General features: G+C 74.1%; 9 protein-coding genes. 5 read left to right on the top strand and 4 right to left on the bottom strand.

Going from position 1 to position 18,383, the window contains the following annotated elements; translation table 11 throughout:
- Positions 1-78: 78 nt before the first annotated feature.
- The 3 genes from ACZ3UD_RS31415 to ACZ3UD_RS31405 form a co-directional block, all read right to left on the bottom strand.
- On the bottom strand, positions 79-993 hold the full coding sequence (locus ACZ3UD_RS31415; RefSeq protein ID WP_465595263.1) for a metal ABC transporter permease: 915 nt from the start codon (positions 991-993) through the stop codon (positions 79-81).
- The gene (locus tag ACZ3UD_RS31410) at positions 977-1,876 is read right to left on the bottom strand and encodes a metal ABC transporter ATP-binding protein (protein WP_465595260.1); all 900 of its coding nucleotides are present in this window, start codon (positions 1,874-1,876) and stop codon (positions 977-979) included. The genes ACZ3UD_RS31415 and ACZ3UD_RS31410 overlap by 17 nt, the downstream gene beginning before the upstream one ends.
- A gap of 73 nt (positions 1,877-1,949) precedes the next feature.
- The gene (locus tag ACZ3UD_RS31405; protein WP_465595257.1) at positions 1,950-2,915 is read right to left on the bottom strand and encodes a metal ABC transporter solute-binding protein, Zn/Mn family; all 966 of its coding nucleotides are present in this window, start codon (positions 2,913-2,915) and stop codon (positions 1,950-1,952) included.
- A gap of 303 nt (positions 2,916-3,218) precedes the next feature.
- Between ACZ3UD_RS31405 and ACZ3UD_RS31400 the strand changes: the two genes are divergently transcribed.
- From ACZ3UD_RS31400 to ACZ3UD_RS31385, 4 genes are read left to right on the top strand one after another with little or no spacing between them, the layout of a single operon-like run.
- On the top strand, positions 3,219-4,814 hold the full coding sequence (locus ACZ3UD_RS31400) for an ABC transporter substrate-binding protein (RefSeq protein ID WP_465595254.1): 1,596 nt from the start codon (positions 3,219-3,221) through the stop codon (positions 4,812-4,814).
- Complete coding sequence (locus tag ACZ3UD_RS31395; protein ID WP_465595251.1) at positions 4,811-5,755, top strand: ABC transporter permease; 945 nt, start codon at positions 4,811-4,813, stop codon at positions 5,753-5,755. Before ACZ3UD_RS31400 ends, ACZ3UD_RS31395 begins: the two co-directional genes overlap by 4 nt.
- Positions 5,752-8,187 (top strand): ABC transporter ATP-binding protein/permease, encoded by a 2,436-nt coding sequence (locus tag ACZ3UD_RS31390; RefSeq protein ID WP_465595248.1) that lies wholly within the window; start codon positions 5,752-5,754, stop codon positions 8,185-8,187. Before ACZ3UD_RS31395 ends, ACZ3UD_RS31390 begins: the two co-directional genes overlap by 4 nt.
- A 12-nt stretch (positions 8,188-8,199) precedes the next feature.
- Positions 8,200-8,937 (top strand): thioesterase II family protein, encoded by a 738-nt coding sequence (locus ACZ3UD_RS31385; RefSeq protein ID WP_465595245.1) that lies wholly within the window; start codon positions 8,200-8,202, stop codon positions 8,935-8,937.
- A gap of 78 nt (positions 8,938-9,015) precedes the next feature.
- On the opposite strand, the gene ACZ3UD_RS31380 is transcribed toward ACZ3UD_RS31385, so the two are convergent.
- Positions 9,016-10,530 (bottom strand): DHA2 family efflux MFS transporter permease subunit, encoded by a 1,515-nt coding sequence (locus ACZ3UD_RS31380; protein ID WP_465595266.1) that lies wholly within the window; start codon positions 10,528-10,530, stop codon positions 9,016-9,018.
- Between the two features lie 207 nt (positions 10,531-10,737).
- Between ACZ3UD_RS31380 and ACZ3UD_RS31375 the strand changes: the two genes are divergently transcribed.
- Positions 10,738-18,336, top strand: a complete 7,599-nt coding sequence (locus ACZ3UD_RS31375; protein ID WP_465595242.1) for an amino acid adenylation domain-containing protein — start codon at positions 10,738-10,740, stop codon at positions 18,334-18,336.
- Positions 18,337-18,383 lie beyond the last annotated feature (47 nt).

Genomic DNA, 18,383 nt, shown 5'->3' with positions numbered 1-18,383 from the left:
GACGGGTCAGCGTCCTGTGGGCCCTCCTGCGCGACAACCGGGTCTTCACCCCCGATCCGGCCGCGCAGACGGCTTGACTCAATCATTGAGACTCCCCGTTTGTAGTGGCGCCCGACGGCCGACGGCCTCACGGGCGAAGCGGTACAGGTGGGCGAACACGAAGGCGGCGAAGGCGAAGCCGGTGACGAAGAAGCCCAGCGGGTACGGCTGGTAGTACGCCGCGATCAGCCCGGCCCAGCACGCCGCCAGCCCGATGGCCACGGACAGCAGCAGGCTCAGTCCCGGCCGGGCGGTGAGCTGTTGGGCGGTCGCCGGCGGTATCACCATCAGCGCGAACACCAGCAGCGTGCCGGTGATCTGGCTCGCCTCGGCGGTCGCCGCGCCCAGCAGCACCAGGAACAGCGTGCCCAGCAGGCGCACCGGCACGCCTCGTCCGGCCGCCACCTCGGGGTCGACCGAGGCGAACAGCAGCGGCCGTCCGATCACCGCCAGCACGGCCAGCACCACCGCGCCGACCACGGCGAGGACCACGACCTGGCCGGTGGTGATGCCCAGGAAGTCGCCGAACAGCAGCGCCGTCGGCCCCTCCAGCAGACCCTTGTACAGGCTGATGAACAGGTACCCGCAGGCCAGCGCGAACGCCTGCACCGTACCGGTGACCGCCGACTCCTCCGCCCCGCTCTCCCGCCCCTTGCGCCGCAGCGCTGCTATCACCAGGGCAGCGGCGACACAGAACCCGAAGTAGCCGAGCGAGGCGCTGAAACCCAGCAGGACCGCCAAGGAGGCGCCGGGGAAGGCCGCGACCGACAGCGTGTGCCCGGCGAACGTCTGCCGGCGCAGCACCATGAACCAGCCGACGACCGCGCACACCACGGCCACGACCAGGCCGGCCCGGAAGGCGTTCACCATGTACAGGTAGGACCACATGTCCTGGAAATCGGCGATCGGATTCCAGCTGAAGACCGGCGAGGTCGCGTCAGATGCCAGCAGCATGGCCGCCACCGTTCCCGTGCCGGTCGGTGTGGACGGCCGGGGCCTCCGGCTGACCGACGACCACCAGCCGCCCGTCGCTGGTCTCCAGCACCTCCACAGGTGTGCGGTACAGGCGGGTCAGCGTCTCGGAGGTGATCACCTCGGCCGGGATGCCGGACACCGCGCCGCCCTCGGCGATGTACACCACCCGGTCCAGGTGGTGGAGTATCGGGTTGACGTCGTGCGCGACCATGACCACCGACACCTGTTCCAGGTGGCAGATCTTGCCCAGCAGGCATGCGATCGCCGCCTGGTTGGTCAGGTCCAGGCTGTCCAGCGGCTCGTCCAGCAGCAGCACTCGGGGACGGCGGACCAGCGCCTGCGCGATCAGCAGCCGCTGTTGCTCGCCGCCCGAGCACTGCCCGATCGGCCGGTGCGCGTACTTCGATGCGCCCACCAACTCGATGACCTCCATCACGCGTTCACGAGCGGCCAGGCGCTTCGCGCGGTTCAGGAACGGGACGGGTATCCCCCACGAATCCCCGTCCAGCCCAAGCCGCACCACGTCGAGACCGCGGATGCGCACGCTCGCGTCGAAGTGCCGCCGCTGCGGCAGGTAGCCGACGGCGGCGTTGCGCTCGCCGGGCGCCGCGCCGAGCACGCGCACCTCGCCGGCCGCGGCCGGGAGGATGCCCAGCAGGACCTTGACCATGGTCGACTTCCCGACCCCGTTGGGGCCGAGGACGGCGGTGAACTCCCCGGCCCCCACGGTCAGATCGACACCCGACCACAGGGTCCGCCCGCCCACGCGCACAGCGGCCCCGCGCAGCGACAGCACCGGCTCCCCGCCGGGCGCGGTGCGCTCCATCTCCGTACGGACCTCCTCGGTCGGGTGGATGCTCATGCGCCCGTCTCGCTCCGCTCGCCAGGGGCATTCGCCGATGCGCACCTCTTGATGGTGAGCTCGCTTCGCTCGCTCACTTGCCCGTCGCCTGCTTCAGCGCGTCGGCGATGCCCTGGAGTTCCTGGGTCTGCCAGTCCTGGAAGGTGGCGTTCGCCGGGGTGAGGGTCTCGGTGACCTGGGCGACCGGGATGCCCTGCGCCTTGGCGGCGTTGACCTGGGCCACGACATCGGGGTTGGAGTTCTGGGAGTTGTAGACGTAGATCTTGATCTGCTTGCCGGCGATCTGCTGGTCGATGGCGGCCTTGTCGGCGGCGGTGGGGTCGGTGCCCTCGCTCTCCGCGTCCAGGAAGGTCTCGGGGGTGAGCATCTTGAGGCCGACGCTGTCGGCGAGCGGGGTGACGATCGACTCCGAGGCGCCGATCGGGGTACCGGCGTACTTGGCCTTGATGTCGGCTTCCAGCTGGGTGTACTTGGCCAGGGTCTGGGTGGTGAAGGTCTGCTTCTGGGTGTCGAAGTAGGCCGCGTCGGCCGGGTCTATCTTCTTGTAGTCGGCGGTGATCTGGTCGATGACCTTGGTGACGCTCTCCGCCGAGTACCACTGGTGCGGGTTGTCGCCCTCCTTCTTGCCCAGCAGGTCGCCGACCTTCAGCGCGGTCCGGCCCTGCGCCGGGTTCGCGGACAGCAGCTTGTCCGACCACGCGTCGTAGCCGATCCCGTTGCTGATCACGTAGTCCGCGCCCGCGATCGTGCGGCCGTCGGCGGCGGTCGGCTCGTAGGAGTGCGGGTCGGTGTCCGGGTTGGTGATGATGCTGGTCACCTTCACGTGGTCCCCGCCAAGCTGGGTGGCGATCGAGCCCCAGAAGTTCTCCGCCGCGGTGACCTGGATCACCTTCGAGCCGCCGCCGGCACCGCTCGAACCGGCGGACGCGGTCTTCGCCGGGGAGGTGGTCGAGCAGGCGGTGGTCGTGGCGAGTGCGGCGACGGCAGCGGCGCCGAGAACGGCTCTGAGGGGCTTGCGGCGGGACGGGGCGGTGCTCATGGCGGACTACTCCTCGCATACCTGCCGACCCTGCCCCGTGGGCAGGGTCCGGCGCTGGTGGACACCGCACACCCTAGGTGGAAACGATTTTCACAACCAGCCCCGCCAGGGCCGAGATGGAAATCATTACCAAAGCTTGGCGTACTCCAGGACCGAGAGTGACCGCCGAGGCCGGGCCGCGTCACCGCATGTCCCGGAGTGGCGCGGAGGTACCCGGAGCGAGCGACATCCGCAGGCTTATTGAAAAGCATTATCGTTTCATTCTAGGATCGCGTGCATCGACATGCCTGGAGTGAGGACGCCGTGACGTTTCATCAGATAGACCGCCGTGCCCTGCTGCGCGGCGCCGGAGCCGGGCTCGGAACCCTGCTGGCCGGCGGACTGCTGGCCGCCTGCGGGAGCGGCGGCGGCAAGGCCCCGCAGCTCGCCACGAGCAGCGGACCGTCGATGGCCCCACGCAAGGGCGGACGGCTGCGCGCCGCGTTCGCGGGCTCCGCCGCCGAGTCCACCAACGTGCTCCAGGCCACCAACAGCGCCGTCGACTACGTCCGGGCCCGGCTGGTCTGGGACACCCTCGGCGAGATCGACGCCAGCAAGCCGGTGTGGCGCCTCGCCGAGTCCGTCGAGCCCAACGCCGACGCCACCAGGTGGACCGTCCGCGTCCGCGACGGCGTCACCTTCAGCGACGGCCGCAAACTCACCGCCGAGGACGTGCTGTTCAGCCTGCGTACCCTGGCCGGCAACCCGACCACCCAGGCCGGCCTGCTGGCCGGGCTCGACCCGGCCGCCAGCGCGGTGCGCGACCCGCGCACCGTCGAGCTGGCCCTCAAGTCCCCCGACGGCTTCTTCGACCTCGCGCTCGCCCAGTCCATCTTCGTCATCCCGAACGGCACCACCGACTTCGAGCACGCCGTCGGCTCCGGCCCGTTCGTCCTCAAGAACTGGACCCGAGGCGCGAGCAGCCTGCTCACCGCGCGCACCGACTACTGGGGCGCGGCGCTCGGCGGCGGGCCCTACCTGGACGAGATCGAGCTGTCGTCGGTCGCCGACGCGGGCGCCCGGATCAACGGGCTCAAGGCCGGCCAGTTCGACTACGCCGGCGGGATCACCCTCACCGCCGCCCGCGCCGAGGCCAGGAACCCCGACGTGCGGGTGGTCACCGCGCCGCAGGAGCTGTGGAGCGACCTCGCGCTCACCATGAACCTCGGCCTCCAGCCGTTCGACAAGCCCGCCGTGCTCCAGGCGGTGCGCTACGCGATCGACCGGGAGGCGATGGTCCGCACCGTCACCCTCGGCTACGGCGAGGTCGCCGACGACGCGCTGGGCCGTCACCAGTCCTGGTACGACAGCTCGTTGCCGCGCCGGGCGTACGACCCCGAGAAGGCGAAGAAGGCGCTGGCCGACGCCGGGCTCTCGGACGTCAAACTGTCCGTGCGCACCAGCGACTACGAGTACGGCACCCTGGAGAGCGCCACCGCCTTCGTCCAGCAGGCGCAGGCCGCCGGGCTCGCGGTGGGCGTCGACAAGATCCCGGCCGCCGACTACTACACCGACTTCAAGGCACTGCTCAGCACCCCGCTGCAGACCAACCTCTACCACGCGATGCCGCTGCCGCTGCAGCTGTCGTTCTTCTACGGCTCCAAAGCGTCCTACCCGTTCACCGGGCCCGCCGGCCCCACCCTGGACGGGCTGCTGACGGCGATGCACGCGGCCGTCGGCGACGACGCCAAGCGGACCAAGGCCGTGCAGGACGTCCAGCACTACCTCTACGACCAGGGCGGCGACGCCGTCTTCGCGCGGATCCCCCCGGTCGCGGCGGCGAAGCCGACCGTTCAGGGCGTCAAGGCGCTCGGGTCCTTCGACTACCCGTGCCTGCGCGACGCGTTCCTCTCCTCGTGATCCGCTGGTTGCGCCGGCTCGGTGCGGCGGCCGTGACCCTGCTGGCGGCGTCGGTCCTGGTGTTCACCGCCACCGCGCTCGCCCCCGGGGACGCGGCCTCCGCCCGGCTGGCCGGCCGGGCCGGGCCCGAGCAGGTCGCCGCGCTCCGGCACCAGCTCGGCCTCGACCAGCCGTCCTGGGCCCGCTACCTGCACTGGCTCTGGCACGCCCTCCACGGCGACCTCGGCACCTCCTACGCCAACGGGGTGCCGGTCTCCCGGCTGGTCACCGAGCGGGCGGGCAACTCGCTGCTGCTCGGCGCGGTGACCGCGCTGCTGCTCGTGCCGCTGGCGATCGCGCTCGGGCTGTGGGCGGGGCTGCGGGCCGGGCGGCTCACCGACCGGGTGCTCTCGATCGGCACGCTCACCCTGGTCAGCCTGCCGGAGTTCGTCGTCGGCACGTTGCTGGTGCTGTTGTTCGCGGTGGGCCTCGGCTGGCTGCCCGCCGTCTCGGTTCCGGCGGCCGGCGAAAGCCCCTTCTCCCAGCCGGAGTTGCTCGTCCTGCCGGTGCTCACCCTGCTCTCGGTCAGCCTGGCGCAGAACGTCCGGCTGGTCCGCTCCGGGGTGGCGGAGGCGGCCGGCTCGGACGCGGTGCTCGCCGCCCGGCTCGGCGGGGTGCCGGAGCACCGCGTGGTGTTGCGCTGGATCCTGCCGGCCGCCGTCGTGCCGGCCGTTCCGGTGCTCGCCCGCTACCTCGCCTACCTGCTCGGCGGCACGCTGGTCGCCGAGAGCCTGTTCGGCTACCCCGGGCTGGCCGCGGCCTTGGTCAACGCCACCGCCTCCCGCGACACCCCGGTGGTGCTCGGCATCGCACTGCTGGTCGCCACGCTCACCGTCGCCCTCAACCTGCTGGCGGACGCCCTCGCCACCATGCTCAACCCGGCTGCCAGGAGAACGAATTGACCCCCCATGTCAACCCGGCTCCATCGAAGCGGCGGCGGCTGCGGACGGCACTCTCCGGGACCGTCCTGGCCGCCGCCGTACTGCTCGCCCTGGCCGGCCCGGCCCTCGCCCCGCACGGCCCCGGCGAGGTGCTCGACATGCCGTACGGGCCGGCCGGCGGCGCCGCCCCGCTGGGCACCGACCATCTCGGCGCGGACGTCCTCAGCCGCTTCCTCGACGGCGGACGCTCCCTGGTCATGCTGTCGCTGGGCGCGCTCGCCGTCGCCTACCTGGCCGGCGGCGCGGTCGGCATGACGGCCGCGCTGCGCGGCGGGCGGGTGGACGCCTGGATCCTGCGGGCGGCGGACGTACTGCTCAGCCTGCCCGGATTCCTGCTGCTCAGCGTCACCGTGGTGGCCACCGGGCGGGGCGCCCTCGGGGTGGGGGCCGCCGCGGCCGTCGTCCTGTTCCCCGAGATCATCCGGGTGGTCCGGGCGACCGCGCTGCAGGCGCTGCAACACGATTACGTGGAGGCCGCGTTGGCGCGCGGCGAGCGCACTTGGTACGTCCTGGCACGGGAGGTGCTGCCCAACGCGGCGCCGGTGCTGGCCGCGGACGCGGGGGTGCGGTTCGTCGGGGCGGTGTTCATCGTCTCCACCGCCTCGTTCCTCGGGTACGGGGCACAGCCTCCGGCGGCGGACTGGGGGTTGATGATCCTGGAGAACCGCGACGGGCTTGCCCTCCAGCCGCTCGCGGTCGCCGTTCCGGCGGTCGGCATCCTGGTGCTGCTGCTGAGCGCCAACCTGCTGGTGGACAGCGCCTTTCCGGCCGCTGCTCGGCGAACTCGCCCCGCGAGTAGCACAGTTGCGGCATCCGACCACAAGTCGGTGCTCGCGGTCCGGGAGTTGACCGTACGGACGTCGGCCGGCGCCGTCGTCCTGGACAGCGTCGACCTGGACCTCGCGCCGGGCCACATCCTGGCCCTGGTCGGCGCCTCCGGCAGCGGCAAGACCACCCTCGCGCTCGCCGCCCTCGGCGAGATCCGCCCGGGGCTGGTCGTCGAAGGCGGCTCGGTCCACCTCGCCGGCGAGCCCGTCCTCGGCCTGCCCGACCGGACGCTGCGCCGCCTGCGCAGCCGGCACTCCGGGTACGTCCCGCAGGACCCGCGCACCTCCCTGGCGCCCACGCTGCGGGTCGCCGACCAGATCGGCGAGTTCCTGCGGGCCCGGGCGGTACCGAAGGCCGAACGGTCCGAACGGATGCGCGCCGCCCTGCGGTCGGCCCGGCTGCCGGACGACCCGGCCTTCCTGCGGCGGCTGCCGCACCAGCTCTCCGGCGGCCAGCGGCAACGGGTGGCGCTGGCCGCCGCGCTCGCCCACCGGCCGGACCTGCTGGTGCTCGACGAGCCGACCAGCGCTCTCGACCCGGCCACCGCGAGCGCCCTGCTCGCCGACGTACGGCGGCTTCGGGCCGACGGCGGACCGGCCGTGCTGCTGGTGGCCCACGACCTCGCGCAGGTGGCCGAGGTCGCCGACGAGGTCGCGGTCCTGGACGGCGGGCGGGTGGTCGAACGCGGCCCGGTCGGTGAGGTGCTGGCACGGCCCGCGAGCGCGGCGGGACGGCGGCTGGTCGAAGCGGTCCGGGTCACCGCGCTGCCCAAGGCGGTGGCCGCCTCCGGTGCTCCCGTCCTGGAGTTGACGGGCCTGGTCGCCCGGCGTGGTGGCACCACCGTCCTCGACGGCATCGACCTCGCGCTCGCCCCCGGCGGCTGCCTGAGCGTGGTCGGCCCGTCCGGTGGCGGCAAGACCACCCTGCTGCGCTGCCTCACCGGGCTGCACGCCGACTGGACCGGCACCCTGCGGCTCGGCGGCGAGCCGGTCGCGCCCGGGGTGCGGGCCCGGGGGCGGGCCCAGCTGCGCCGCCTCCAACTCGTCCCGCAGGACCCGCAGGACTCGCTCAACCCCCGCCACCGGGTCGGCGCGGCCGTCGCCCGCCCGCTGCGGCTGTACCGGCCCGAACTGGACGCGGTGGGCGTCCGGGCCGAGGTGCACCGCCTGCTGGACCGTGTCGGCCTGACGCCCGAGCACGCCGAGCGGCTCCCGTCCGGACTCTCCGGCGGGCAGCGCCAGCGGGTCGCGCTGGCCCGTGCCCTGGCGGCCGGGCCGGACGTGCTGCTCTGCGACGAGGCCACCAGCGCCCTCGACCCGCCGACCGCCGCCACCGTGCTCGCCCTGCTCGACGAGCTGCGGCGGGAGCTGGGCGTCGCACTGGTCGTCGTCACCCACGACCTGACCGTGCCCGCACGGCTGGGCGGTCACCTCGCGGTGCTGGCCGAGGGTGCGATCCGGGAGGCGGGGACGGTCGAGCGGGTGCTCGCCGCCCCGGCCGACCCGGTCACCGCCGCTCTGCTGGCCGCCGCCCCCGGTCTGCCCGCTCTTGTCTCCGACTCCTGAGGATCCCGTGCCATGACCACCACCCGCTGGCTGCGCCGCCCGCAGCCGCGACCGGCCGCCGCGGTCCGGCTGTTCTGTCTCCCGCACGCCGGCGGCTCGGCCGGCCTCTACCGCTCCTGGGCCCCGCTCCTGCCGCCCGACGTCGAGCTGCTGACGGTCCGCCTGCCCGGTCGCGAGGACCGGCTCGACGAACCCCTGCCCGTCGACCTGCCCACGCTGGTGGCCGACCTCGCCGCGGCCGTCGGGCCGCTGCTGGACCGGCCGTGGGCGGTGTTCGGGCACAGCATGGGCGCGGCCGTCGGCCACGAACTGGTCCTGCACCTGCTGCGGCAGGGCCACCGTCCGCCCGTCCACCTCTTCGCCTCCGCCCGCGAGGCGCCGCAGTACCACCGCGGCGGCACCGTCCATCTCCAGGACGACGACGCGCTCTGCGCCGAACTCGCCCGCCTCGGCGGCACCGACGCCGAGCTGCTGGCGATCCCCGAAGTCCGCGCCCTGGTCCTCCCGGCCGTGCGCGGCGACTACCGCATCATCGAGACGTACCCCGCCCGCCCCGAGGGGCTCCTGCCCTGCTCCGTCACCGCCCTCGTCGGCACTGAGGACGAGGAGCTCACCGTCGAGGAGGCGGAGGGCTGGAAGTCCTGGACCGACGCCGGCTTCGACCTCCTGGGCTTCCCCGGCGGCCACTTCTACCTCTCCGAGGGGCCCGCGGCCGTCGCGGCGGCCGTCGTGGAGCGGCTGCGGAACTGAGCTGCGGACCCGACCCGGCAGGACACGTGCCTGTGCCCGGCCGCCCTCACGGGGGCGACCGGGCACAGGCGTCGGCGGCTACGCGGCGGCGTCGCGCGGGCGGACCAGGAGCAGGCTGGCGCCGGCGGCGACCAGGGCGGCGATGGCGGCGATCAGGAAGATGGAGGACAGGGCTGAGGTGTAGGCGGAGTGGGCGAGGGCGAGGACCTGGTCGCGGGCGGGGGCCGGATAGGGGGCGGCCATCGCGTCGAACTGCCCAGCGGTGACCAGCTCGTGGACGTGGCCCGCGTCGGAGGCCGGGACGCCGAGGGCGGCGAGCGCGGACGGGGAGAGCGCGGAGTCGACCCGGTGGGACAGGATGACGCCGAAGAGCGCGACGCCGCAGGCCGTGCCGAGCGGGAAGAAGCTGTTGGCCGCGCCGGAGGCGGTCCCGGCCCGGGCGGCGGGGACGACGCCGACGGCGAGGTCGAGCAGGTGCGGGAGGGCCAGGCCGGCGCCCGCGCCGAGCAGGATCAGCATCGGCAGGACAGCGGTCCAGCCGTCCGCCGAGCCGATGCCGACGGCGGTGAACATCCCGGCGGCGACCAGCACCATGCCGAGCGCCAGGACCACCGAGACCGGAACCTTCTTGGCGAGCAGCATGCCGACGGGTGCGGCGACCAGCAGCGCGACGGACTGGGCGAGCAGCACCAGGCCGATCCGGAACGGGGAGAGGCCGAGCATGCCGCCGAGCCAGAGGGTGAGGAACGGCAGCAGGCCGAAGCTGAAGATCCGGGCGGCGAAGCTGAGCAGCACAGCTCCGCTGAACGTGGGGATGACGAACAGCCGCAGGTCGAGCATGGCGTGCTCGCCGAGCCGCCACTGGACGAGGGCGAAGGCCGCCGTCAGCACGGCCCCGGCGGCGAGCGAGCCGACCACGTCCGCCCGTGACCAGCCGTGCTCGGAGCCGGTCAGGAGGCCGTAGTTGAGCGCGAAGAGGGCGAGGACGGCGAGCACCGCGCCCGCCCGGTCGACCCGGCCGGACGCGGCGGGGTCGACGCTCTCCGGGACCTTGCGAACGGCGCCGTAGAGGATCAGCAGGCCGACGGGAACGTTGACGGCGAACAGGAAGGGCCAGCTCAGCCACTCGGTGATCGCGCCGCCGACCAGGGGGCCGAGTGCTGCGGAGACGGCCGCGCCGGCGGTGTAGAGGCCGATCGCGCTGGTGCGGGCCCGGGCGGGGGCGCCCTCATAGGCGCCGGCGATGAGGGCGAGCGAGGTGCCGAGGACCATGGCGCCGCCGGCGCCCTGGACGGCCCGGGAGGCGATCAGCACGCCGGCGTCGGGGGCGAGCGCGCAGGCGGAGGAGGCGACGGTGAAGACGGCGACGCCGACGAGGAAGACCTTCCGGCGGCCGATGCGGTCGGACACCGAGCCTGCGGTGAGCAGGAGGGCGGCGAAGGTCAGTGTGTAGGCGTTGACGATCCACTGGAGGGCGTCGAGCGAGGCGTCGAGGTCCGCGCCGATCCGGGGCATCGCGACGTTCACGACGGTGATGTCGAGGGTCATCATCGCTGCCGCGAGCGAGGTGACGGCGGTGGTCCAGGTACGCATCGAGCGCACGCCGGACGACACTTCCTCCGCCTCTTCCCGCCTACTCACAAGTGCTTCTGACGCTGCGTCATTCATTCCCGCCCCTTCCTCGCTACCTGCTGGAGACAGCGGGGACGCTAGCACTAGATGGAAATGGTTTTCAATGCTATTAATGATGAACACACCACGCCTTCGTGATTCGCCCCATGCCTAAGGAAGGATCTCCACGTGTCGCATGACCGCGCGGCGACCGCCGTCAATCTGCCCCAGGCGGTCGGCGAACTGCTCGACCTGACCGCCGAGTCCATCGCCGACGACGCCAACCTGATCGAGCTGGGACTCGACTCGCTGACGATGATGCGACTGGCCGGGAACCTCAACCGGGCCGGCGTCGACGTGGGCTTCGCCGAGCTCGCCGCCCAGCCCACCCTCGCCGCCTGGCGAGCCCTGGTCAACGGGCACCGTACCCCCGCCGACGCCGCTACGGCGGCCGAGCGCGCCGTCGTCGACGAGGACGCCCCCTTCGACCTCGCGCTGATGCAGCACGCGTACTGGGTCGGACGGGCCGACGGGCAGCAACTCGGCGGCGTGGCCGCCCACTTCTACCACGAGTTCGACGGCGCCGGAGTGGACCCGGAGCGGCTGGAGGCCGCAGTCCGGTCCGTGCTCGCCCGCCACGGCATGCTCCGGGTGCACGTCCTCGACGACGGCCGGCAGCGGATCGCACCGCAGGCCGCCTGGCCCGGGCTGCGGGTGCACGACCTGCGGGAACGGAGCACGGCCGAGGCCGAGACGGAACTCGCGGAGCTGCGCCGATGTCTCTCCCACCGCACCCTGGACATCGCCGCCGGCGAGGTCCTGGACGTCCGGCTCACACTGCTGCCGGACGGCGTCCGCCCGGGCGGGACCAGACTCCACCTCAACCTCGACATGGTCGCCGCCGACGCGCTCAGCCTGCGTGTCCTGCTCGCCGACCTCGCCCGCGCCTACAGCGCCCCGGACCAGGAACTCCCCGCCCTCGGCTACAGCTTCCCGCGCTACCTCGCCGACCGGGCCGCGGCCACCGACCCGGCTGCCCGCGAGGCCGACCGCGCCCACTGGCGCGCCCGCCTGCCCGAACTGCCCGCCGCGCCCCTGCTGCCGCTCGCCCCGAACGCGCACGGCGCCGCCGCGACCACCGTGCTGCGCCGCCATCGCCTGCTGGACACCGCCGAGTTGGGACGCTTCGAAGCGCACGCCAGACGGCACGGCCTGACCCCGGCCATGGCCCTGGCCGCCGTGTTCGCCGAGACGCTGACCGCGTTCAGCGCCGAACCGGACTTCCTGCTCAACCTCCCGCTCTTCGACCGCGCCCCGCTGCACCCCGAAGTCGGCGAACTGGTCGGCGACTTCACCTCCTCCGTGCTCCTCGCCTGGGACGGCTCCACGCCGGGCACCTTCGCCGAGCGGGCGGTGCGCCTGCAGCGGCGCTTCCACGCGGACGCCGCACACTCCGGGCACTCCGGCGTCGAGGTACTGCGCGACCTGTCCCGGCTGCACGGCGAGCAGGTGCTCGCGCCAGTCGTCTACACCAGCGCGCTCGGCCTCGGCGAGCTGTTCGCGCCCGCCGTACGGGAGGCCTTCGGCGAGGCGTCCTGGATCATCTCGCAGGGGCCGCAGGTCTGGCTGGACGCCCAGGTCACCGAGATCGGCGGCGGCCTGCTGGTCAACTGGGACGCCCGCGAGGACGCCTTCGCCCCCGGCGTCCTGGACGCGATGTTCGCCGCCTACAGCGGCCTGCTCGACCGGCTGCTCGCCGACGAGACCGCCTGGTCCGCCGCCGTCCCAGCGCTCCTGCCGGACGCTCAACTCGCCATCCGCGCCAGGGCGAACGACACGGCGGCGCCCCGCACCGGCACCCGGCTGCACGACGGCTTCTTCGCCCACGCAGCCACCCACCCGCAGGCCCCCGCCCTGCTGTGGGGCACCGACGGCGCCCTCGACTACGGCGGGCTCGCCCACCGGGCCCTGGCGCTGGCAGGCCACCTGCGCACACGCGGGGCCGGACCGGGAGAACTGGTGGCCGTCACCCTGCCCAAGGGCCCCGAGCAGATCCTCGCCGTCCTCGCCGTGCTGGCCACCGGCGCCGCCTACCTGCCGCTCGGCGTCGACCAGCCCGCCGCCCGTCGCGAGCGTATCCACCGCGCCGCGGGCATCCGCCTGGTGGTCGACGACGTCACCGTCCCCGCCGGCACCGATCCCCTGCCCGCCCCGGTACCCGGCGGTGACGGCGACCTCGCGTACGTCATCTACACCTCCGGCTCGACCGGCGAGCCCAAGGGCGTCGAACTCACCCACGCCGCCGCGATGAACACCATCGAGGACCTCAACTCCCGTCTGAAGATCGGCGCTTCGGACCGCACCCTGGCCCTGTCGGCCCTGGACTTCGACCTCTCGGTGTACGACGTCTTCGGCCCGCTGTCGGCCGGCGGCTCGGTGGTCTGCGTCGAGGAGCCGGACCGCCGGGACGCCACCGCCTGGGTCGACCTGGCAATCCGCCACAGCGCCACGGTGGTCAACTGCGTACCCGCGCTGCTGGACATGCTGGTCACCTCGGCGGACCGGCCGCTGACCGGTCTCAAGGCCGTCCTGCTCGGCGGCGACTGGGTGCCGCTCGACCTGCCGGCGCGGCTCGCGGCCGTCGCCCCGCAGTGCCGGTTCGCCGCGCTCGGCGGCACCACCGAGACCGCCATCCACTCCACCTGGTGCGAGGTCCACGAGGTCCCCGCCGACTGGGCGTCCATCCCGTACGGCACGCCGCTGGAGAACGTCGCCTGCCGGGTGATCGACCCGCTCGGCCGGGACCGCCCCGACCACGTCCCCGGTGAGCTGTGGATCGGCGGCGCCGGCGTCGCCCGCGGCTACCGGGGCGACCCGGACCGCACCGCCGACCGCTTCACCGAACTGGACGGCGTGCGCTGGTACCGCACCGGCGACCGCGCCCGCTACCGGCCGGACGGCACCCTGGAGTTCCTCGGCCGGGCCGACCACCAGGTCAAGGTGCGCGGCCACCGGATCGAACTCGGCGAGATCGAGGCCGCGTTGACCGCCTTCCCGGGCGTGGCCCAGGGCGTCGCGGTGGTCTGCGCGGACGGCCGGCTCGCCGCAGCCGTGACCGACGACCGGGCGCAGCCGCCCGCCGACTGGTCGGCGCTGGCCACCGTCGGCGCGCTTCGCGACGGCGGAACCCCAGCCGCCCTGCGCGAACACCTCCAGCGCGTGCTTCCGGCCCCGATGGTCCCCGAGCGGATCGCCGTCCTGCCGGGCCTGCCACTGACCGCCAACGGCAAGATCGACCGCGGGCTGCTGCGCCGCGTGCTGGCCACCGCCGAGCTGCCCGGCCGTACGCCGGTGACCCCACCGGCCGGCGAGGCCGAGCAGCGGGCGGCGGCCGCCTGGGCCGAGGTGCTCGGCGTCGACGCGGTCGGCCGCGAACACGACTTCTTCGCGCTCGGCGGCGACTCGCTGCTCGCCACCCGGCTGATCGGGCGGCTGCGGGCGGCCGGTTTCGCGGGCGTCCGGCTGTCCGAACTGTTCGCCCACCCGGTGCTGGCCGACTTCGCGGCGACGCTCCAGCCGCTGAAGGCCGAACCGGAGAACGCGGCACTCGCGGCCGACCCGGCGCTGCGGCACGAGCCGTTCCCGCTGACCGACGTCCAGCGCGCGTACTGGCTGGGCCGCGGCGAGGGCTTCACGCTCGGCGGCACCGGCTGCCACTACTACCGCGAGTACGACGTACCGGACCTCGACCCGGCCCGCCTGGAGGAGGCCGTCAACCGGCTGGTCGCCCGGCACGAGATGCTGCGCGCGGTCGTCGACGAGCGCGGCGAGCAGCGGATCCTCGCCGAGGTGCCCCGGTTCACCATCCCGGTCACCGAGGCCGGCGACGACCCGGAGGCCGCCTTCACCGAGCTGCGCGAGACCGCCTCGCACCAGGTGTTCGACCCCGGCTGCTGGCCGTTGTTCGCGATCCGCGCGGTCCGCGCGGGCGGGCGCACCCGGCTCGGCATCGGCATGGACAACATCGTGCTGGACGCACTGAGCATCCTGCGCTTCTACGGCGAGCTCGGCGCCCTCTACAAGCACCCGGACGCCGAACTCCCGCCGGTGGACGTCTCGTTCCGCGACTACGTGCTCGGCGCCACGCCCGCGCCGCAGGAGCTGGCCGCCGCCCGGGCGTACTGGGCGGAGCAGCTGCCCGCGTTGCCGCCGGGGCCCCAACTGCCGCTCGCGGTGGACCCGGCGGAGATCGGCCGGCCGCGCTTCACCCGCCGGGAGGCCCGGGTCCCCGGCGAGCGGTGGCGGCCGGTGGTCGAGCGGGCGCGCGAGCACGGGCTGACCCCGTCGGCGGTGCTCCTGGCCGCCTTCGCCGAGGTGCTGGGGCGCTGGAGCGCGCGCCCGGACCTCACCGTCAACCTCACCCTGTTCGATCGCCGCGACGTCCACCCGGACATCGGTCTGGTGCTGGGCGACTTCACCTCGCTGGTGCTGGTGCCCTCCCGCCCCGAGCCCGGCGAGAGCTGGCTGGCGGCGGCCCGGCGGGTGCAGCGGGAGCTGTGGCGCGGGCTGGACCACCGGGAGCTGTCGGCGGTCCAGGTACTGCGCGAACTCGCCCGCTTCACCGGCGAGCCGGAGACCACCATGCCGGTGGTGTTCACCAGCGCGCTCGGTGTCGGCGGCGAGCCGGCCGAGGGACCGTTCACCGAGCCGGTCTGGGGCGTCTCGCAGACCCCGCAGGTCTGGCTGGACCACCAGGTCACCGAGACCGCCGACGGCGGCGTCCGGCTGACCTGGGACGTGGTCGAGGAACTGTTCCCGGCCGGGCTGGTGGACGAGATGTTCGCTGCCTACCGACGGCTGGTCGACTGGCTCGGCGGGACCGGCGCCGACTGGCAGGGCGCGGCACCCGACCTGCTGCCCGAGGCGCAGCGGCGCACCCGGGCGGCAATCAACGCGACCGGCGAGGGGGCCGAGGACCGGCTGCTGCACGCGGAGTTCTTCCGCCGGGCCGCCGAGCAGCCCGAGCGCACCGCGCTGGTGTGGGGCGAGGACGAGTCGATGACGTACGGCGAGCTGGCGCAGCGGGCGCTGCGGGTGGCCGCAGTACTGCGCGACCAGGGGGCCGGGCCCGGCGAGCCGGTGGCGGTGACGCTGCCGAAGGGCCCGGAGCAGCTGGTGGCGGTGCTGGGTGTGCTGGCCACCGGCGCGGCGTACCTGCCGGTCGGGGTGGACCAGCCGACGGCGCGGCGCGAGCGGATCGTCGGCGTGGCCGGGGCACGGCTGGCGGTGACCGAGGAGGTGCTGCGGCAGGCCGAGGCGGCCCTACCGGCAGCTCTGGCGCAGGCCTCCCCGGACGACCTGGCGTACGTCATCTTCACCTCGGGCTCCACGGGTGAGCCGAAGGGCGTGGAGATCACCCACCGGGCGGCGGCGAACACCGTCACGGACGTCAACGAGCGATTCGGCGTCGGCGAGCAGGACCGGACACTCGCGGTGTCCGCGCTGGACTTCGACCTGTCGGTGTACGACGTCTTCGGCCCGCTGTCGACGGGCGGGGCGATCGTGCTGATCGGCGAGGAGGACCGCCGGGACGCCCGGCGCTGGCTGGAACTGGTGCGCCGGCACGGGGTGACGGTGTGGAACACCGTGCCGGCCCTACTCGACATGCTCCTGACGGTGGCCGAGGCGGCCGACACACCGGACCCGCTGCGGCTGGCGCTGGTCTCCGGCGACTGGGTCGGGCTGGACCTGCCCGGCCGGCTGGCCGTGCTGCGGCCGCGGTGCCGGTTCGTGGCGCTCGGCGGGGCGACCGAGGCGGCGATCTGGTCCAACTGCTTCGAGGTGGCCGGGGTGGACCCGGCCTGGCGCTCCGTCCCGTACGGCCACCCGCTGCGCGGCCAGCGCTTCCGGGTGGTGGACGCGCTCGGCCGGGACTGCCCGGACGGTGTGCCGGGCGAGCTGTGGATCGGCGGCGCGGGCGTGGCGCGCGGTTACCGGGGTGCCGTCGAGCTGACGGCGCGGCGCTTCGTGGCCCACGCGGGCGAGCGCTGGTACCGCACCGGGGACCTCGGACGGTACTGGGCGGACGGCACGCTGGAGTTCCTCGGCCGGGCCGACCAGCAGGTCAAGCTGCGCGGCCACCGGATCGAGCTGGGCGAGATCGAGGCCGCGCTGCGCTCGGGGCCGGGGGTGGGCCAGGCGGTCGCCGCGGTGGTCGGCGAGGGGACCGGCCGCAGGCTGGTGGCGGGCGTGGTACCCGTCCCGGCGGCTGTCGACGGCTCCGGGGCACCCGGTGGCGCCGGGGTGCCCGCCGACGTCGCCGTGGCCCGGGCGGGCGCGTGGGAGCTGGAGGCGGACACCGCGAGCGCGGTGCTGGCCCGGCTGCTCGGCCTGGACGCCCTCGGGGAGGGGACGGCCTGGCGGTTCGAGGACCTGGTGGCGCGCCTGGACGCGGTGGACGAGCACCATGCGGTGCTGCGGCTCTGGCTGGGGCTGCTGGTCGACCGGAAGGTGCTGGCCGAGGACGAGGGCCGCTACCTGGCGGGCCCCGAGCTGGCGGCCGCGCTGCTCCGCGAGGCCCCCCGGGCCGGGGCGGACGAGTACGGCGCGCTGGTCGCGCGGGCGCACCGTCGGCTGCTGGAACGGCTCGGCGACTACCGGGAGATCCTGGCGGGCCGGCTCGACCCGGCGGCGCTGCTGGACGACGACGTCCTCGCCCCGGCCAGCCTGGCCGACCACGACCCCGGGACGGCCCTTGCGCTCGCCAAGCTCGCTTCCCAACTCGCGGACATTTCCGATGAGTTGGGTCGACCGGTCGAGGTGGTCGAACTGGCCGGGCGGGACGGCCGGACCGCCGAGCGGCTGCTCGGCCTGGTCAGCCCCGGCCAGGTGCGCTACACCCTGCTGGACACCGCCCCCGGCCTGGTCGCCACGGCGACCAGGCGGCTGGAGGCCCTGCCTCACGACACCGTCTGCCGTCTGCTGCCCGGCTCGGCGGTCCCGGATGACCTGCGGTACGGCTTCGACGTGGTGCTGGCCGGCAATGTGCTGCACCGCTACCCGGAGCCCGGGCAGGGCCCGGCGATGGCCGCTCTGCTGGCGCGGCCGGGCGGACGGCTGCTCGCGGTGGAGCGCGCCGCGCTGACGCCGGTGGCGTTGCTGACGGCAGGTCTGCTCGACCGCGGGTACGACGGCTTCGACCGGGCACGGCGCCTGGCCGGCTCGCCGATGCTTCCTGGAGAGCGCTGGGCGGAGCTGTTCGCGCGCGCCGGGCTGAGCGGGGCCGGTCACCGGCCGGTGGGTGGATCGTTCATGGACCTGCTGTGGGCCGAACGCCCGCACAGCGTGGCGGCTCCCGACCCGGCGGCGCTGCGCGAGCACGTCGCGGGCCTGCTGCCGGGCCACATGGTGCCCGAGCGGATCGAGGTGCTGCCCTGGCTGCCGCTGAGTGCCAACGGCAAGGTCGACCGCAAGGCGGTGGCGGCGGTGCTGGCCGGCGCCGGGGACGAGCTCGGCGCCGACGAGCCACCGGAGGGCGAACTGGAGTGCGAGCTCGCCGCGATGTGGCGGGAGTTGCTGGGAATCCCGGAGGTCGGCCGACGGCGCGGCTTCTTCGAGCTGGGCGGCGACAGCCTGCTCGCCACCCGTTTCATCACCCGGGTGCGGCAACGTTTCGCCGTCGAATTGCCGCTGCGCCGCATCTTCGCCGGCCCGAGCCTCGCCCAGGTCGCCGCCGTGGTGGCCGACGAGCTCGCCCAGCTGGCGGACGTGGAAGAAGGGGCGCTGTGACCGGCGTCGTCGGCCCTCGAACACACGTCGCCCTGCTCGACGACCTG

The sequence above is a fragment of the Kitasatospora sp. NPDC023118 genome (genome assembly GCF_055560875.1).
The sequence above is the reverse complement of the archived record's forward strand: the minus strand, read 5'-3'. Positions and strand labels throughout refer to the sequence as shown.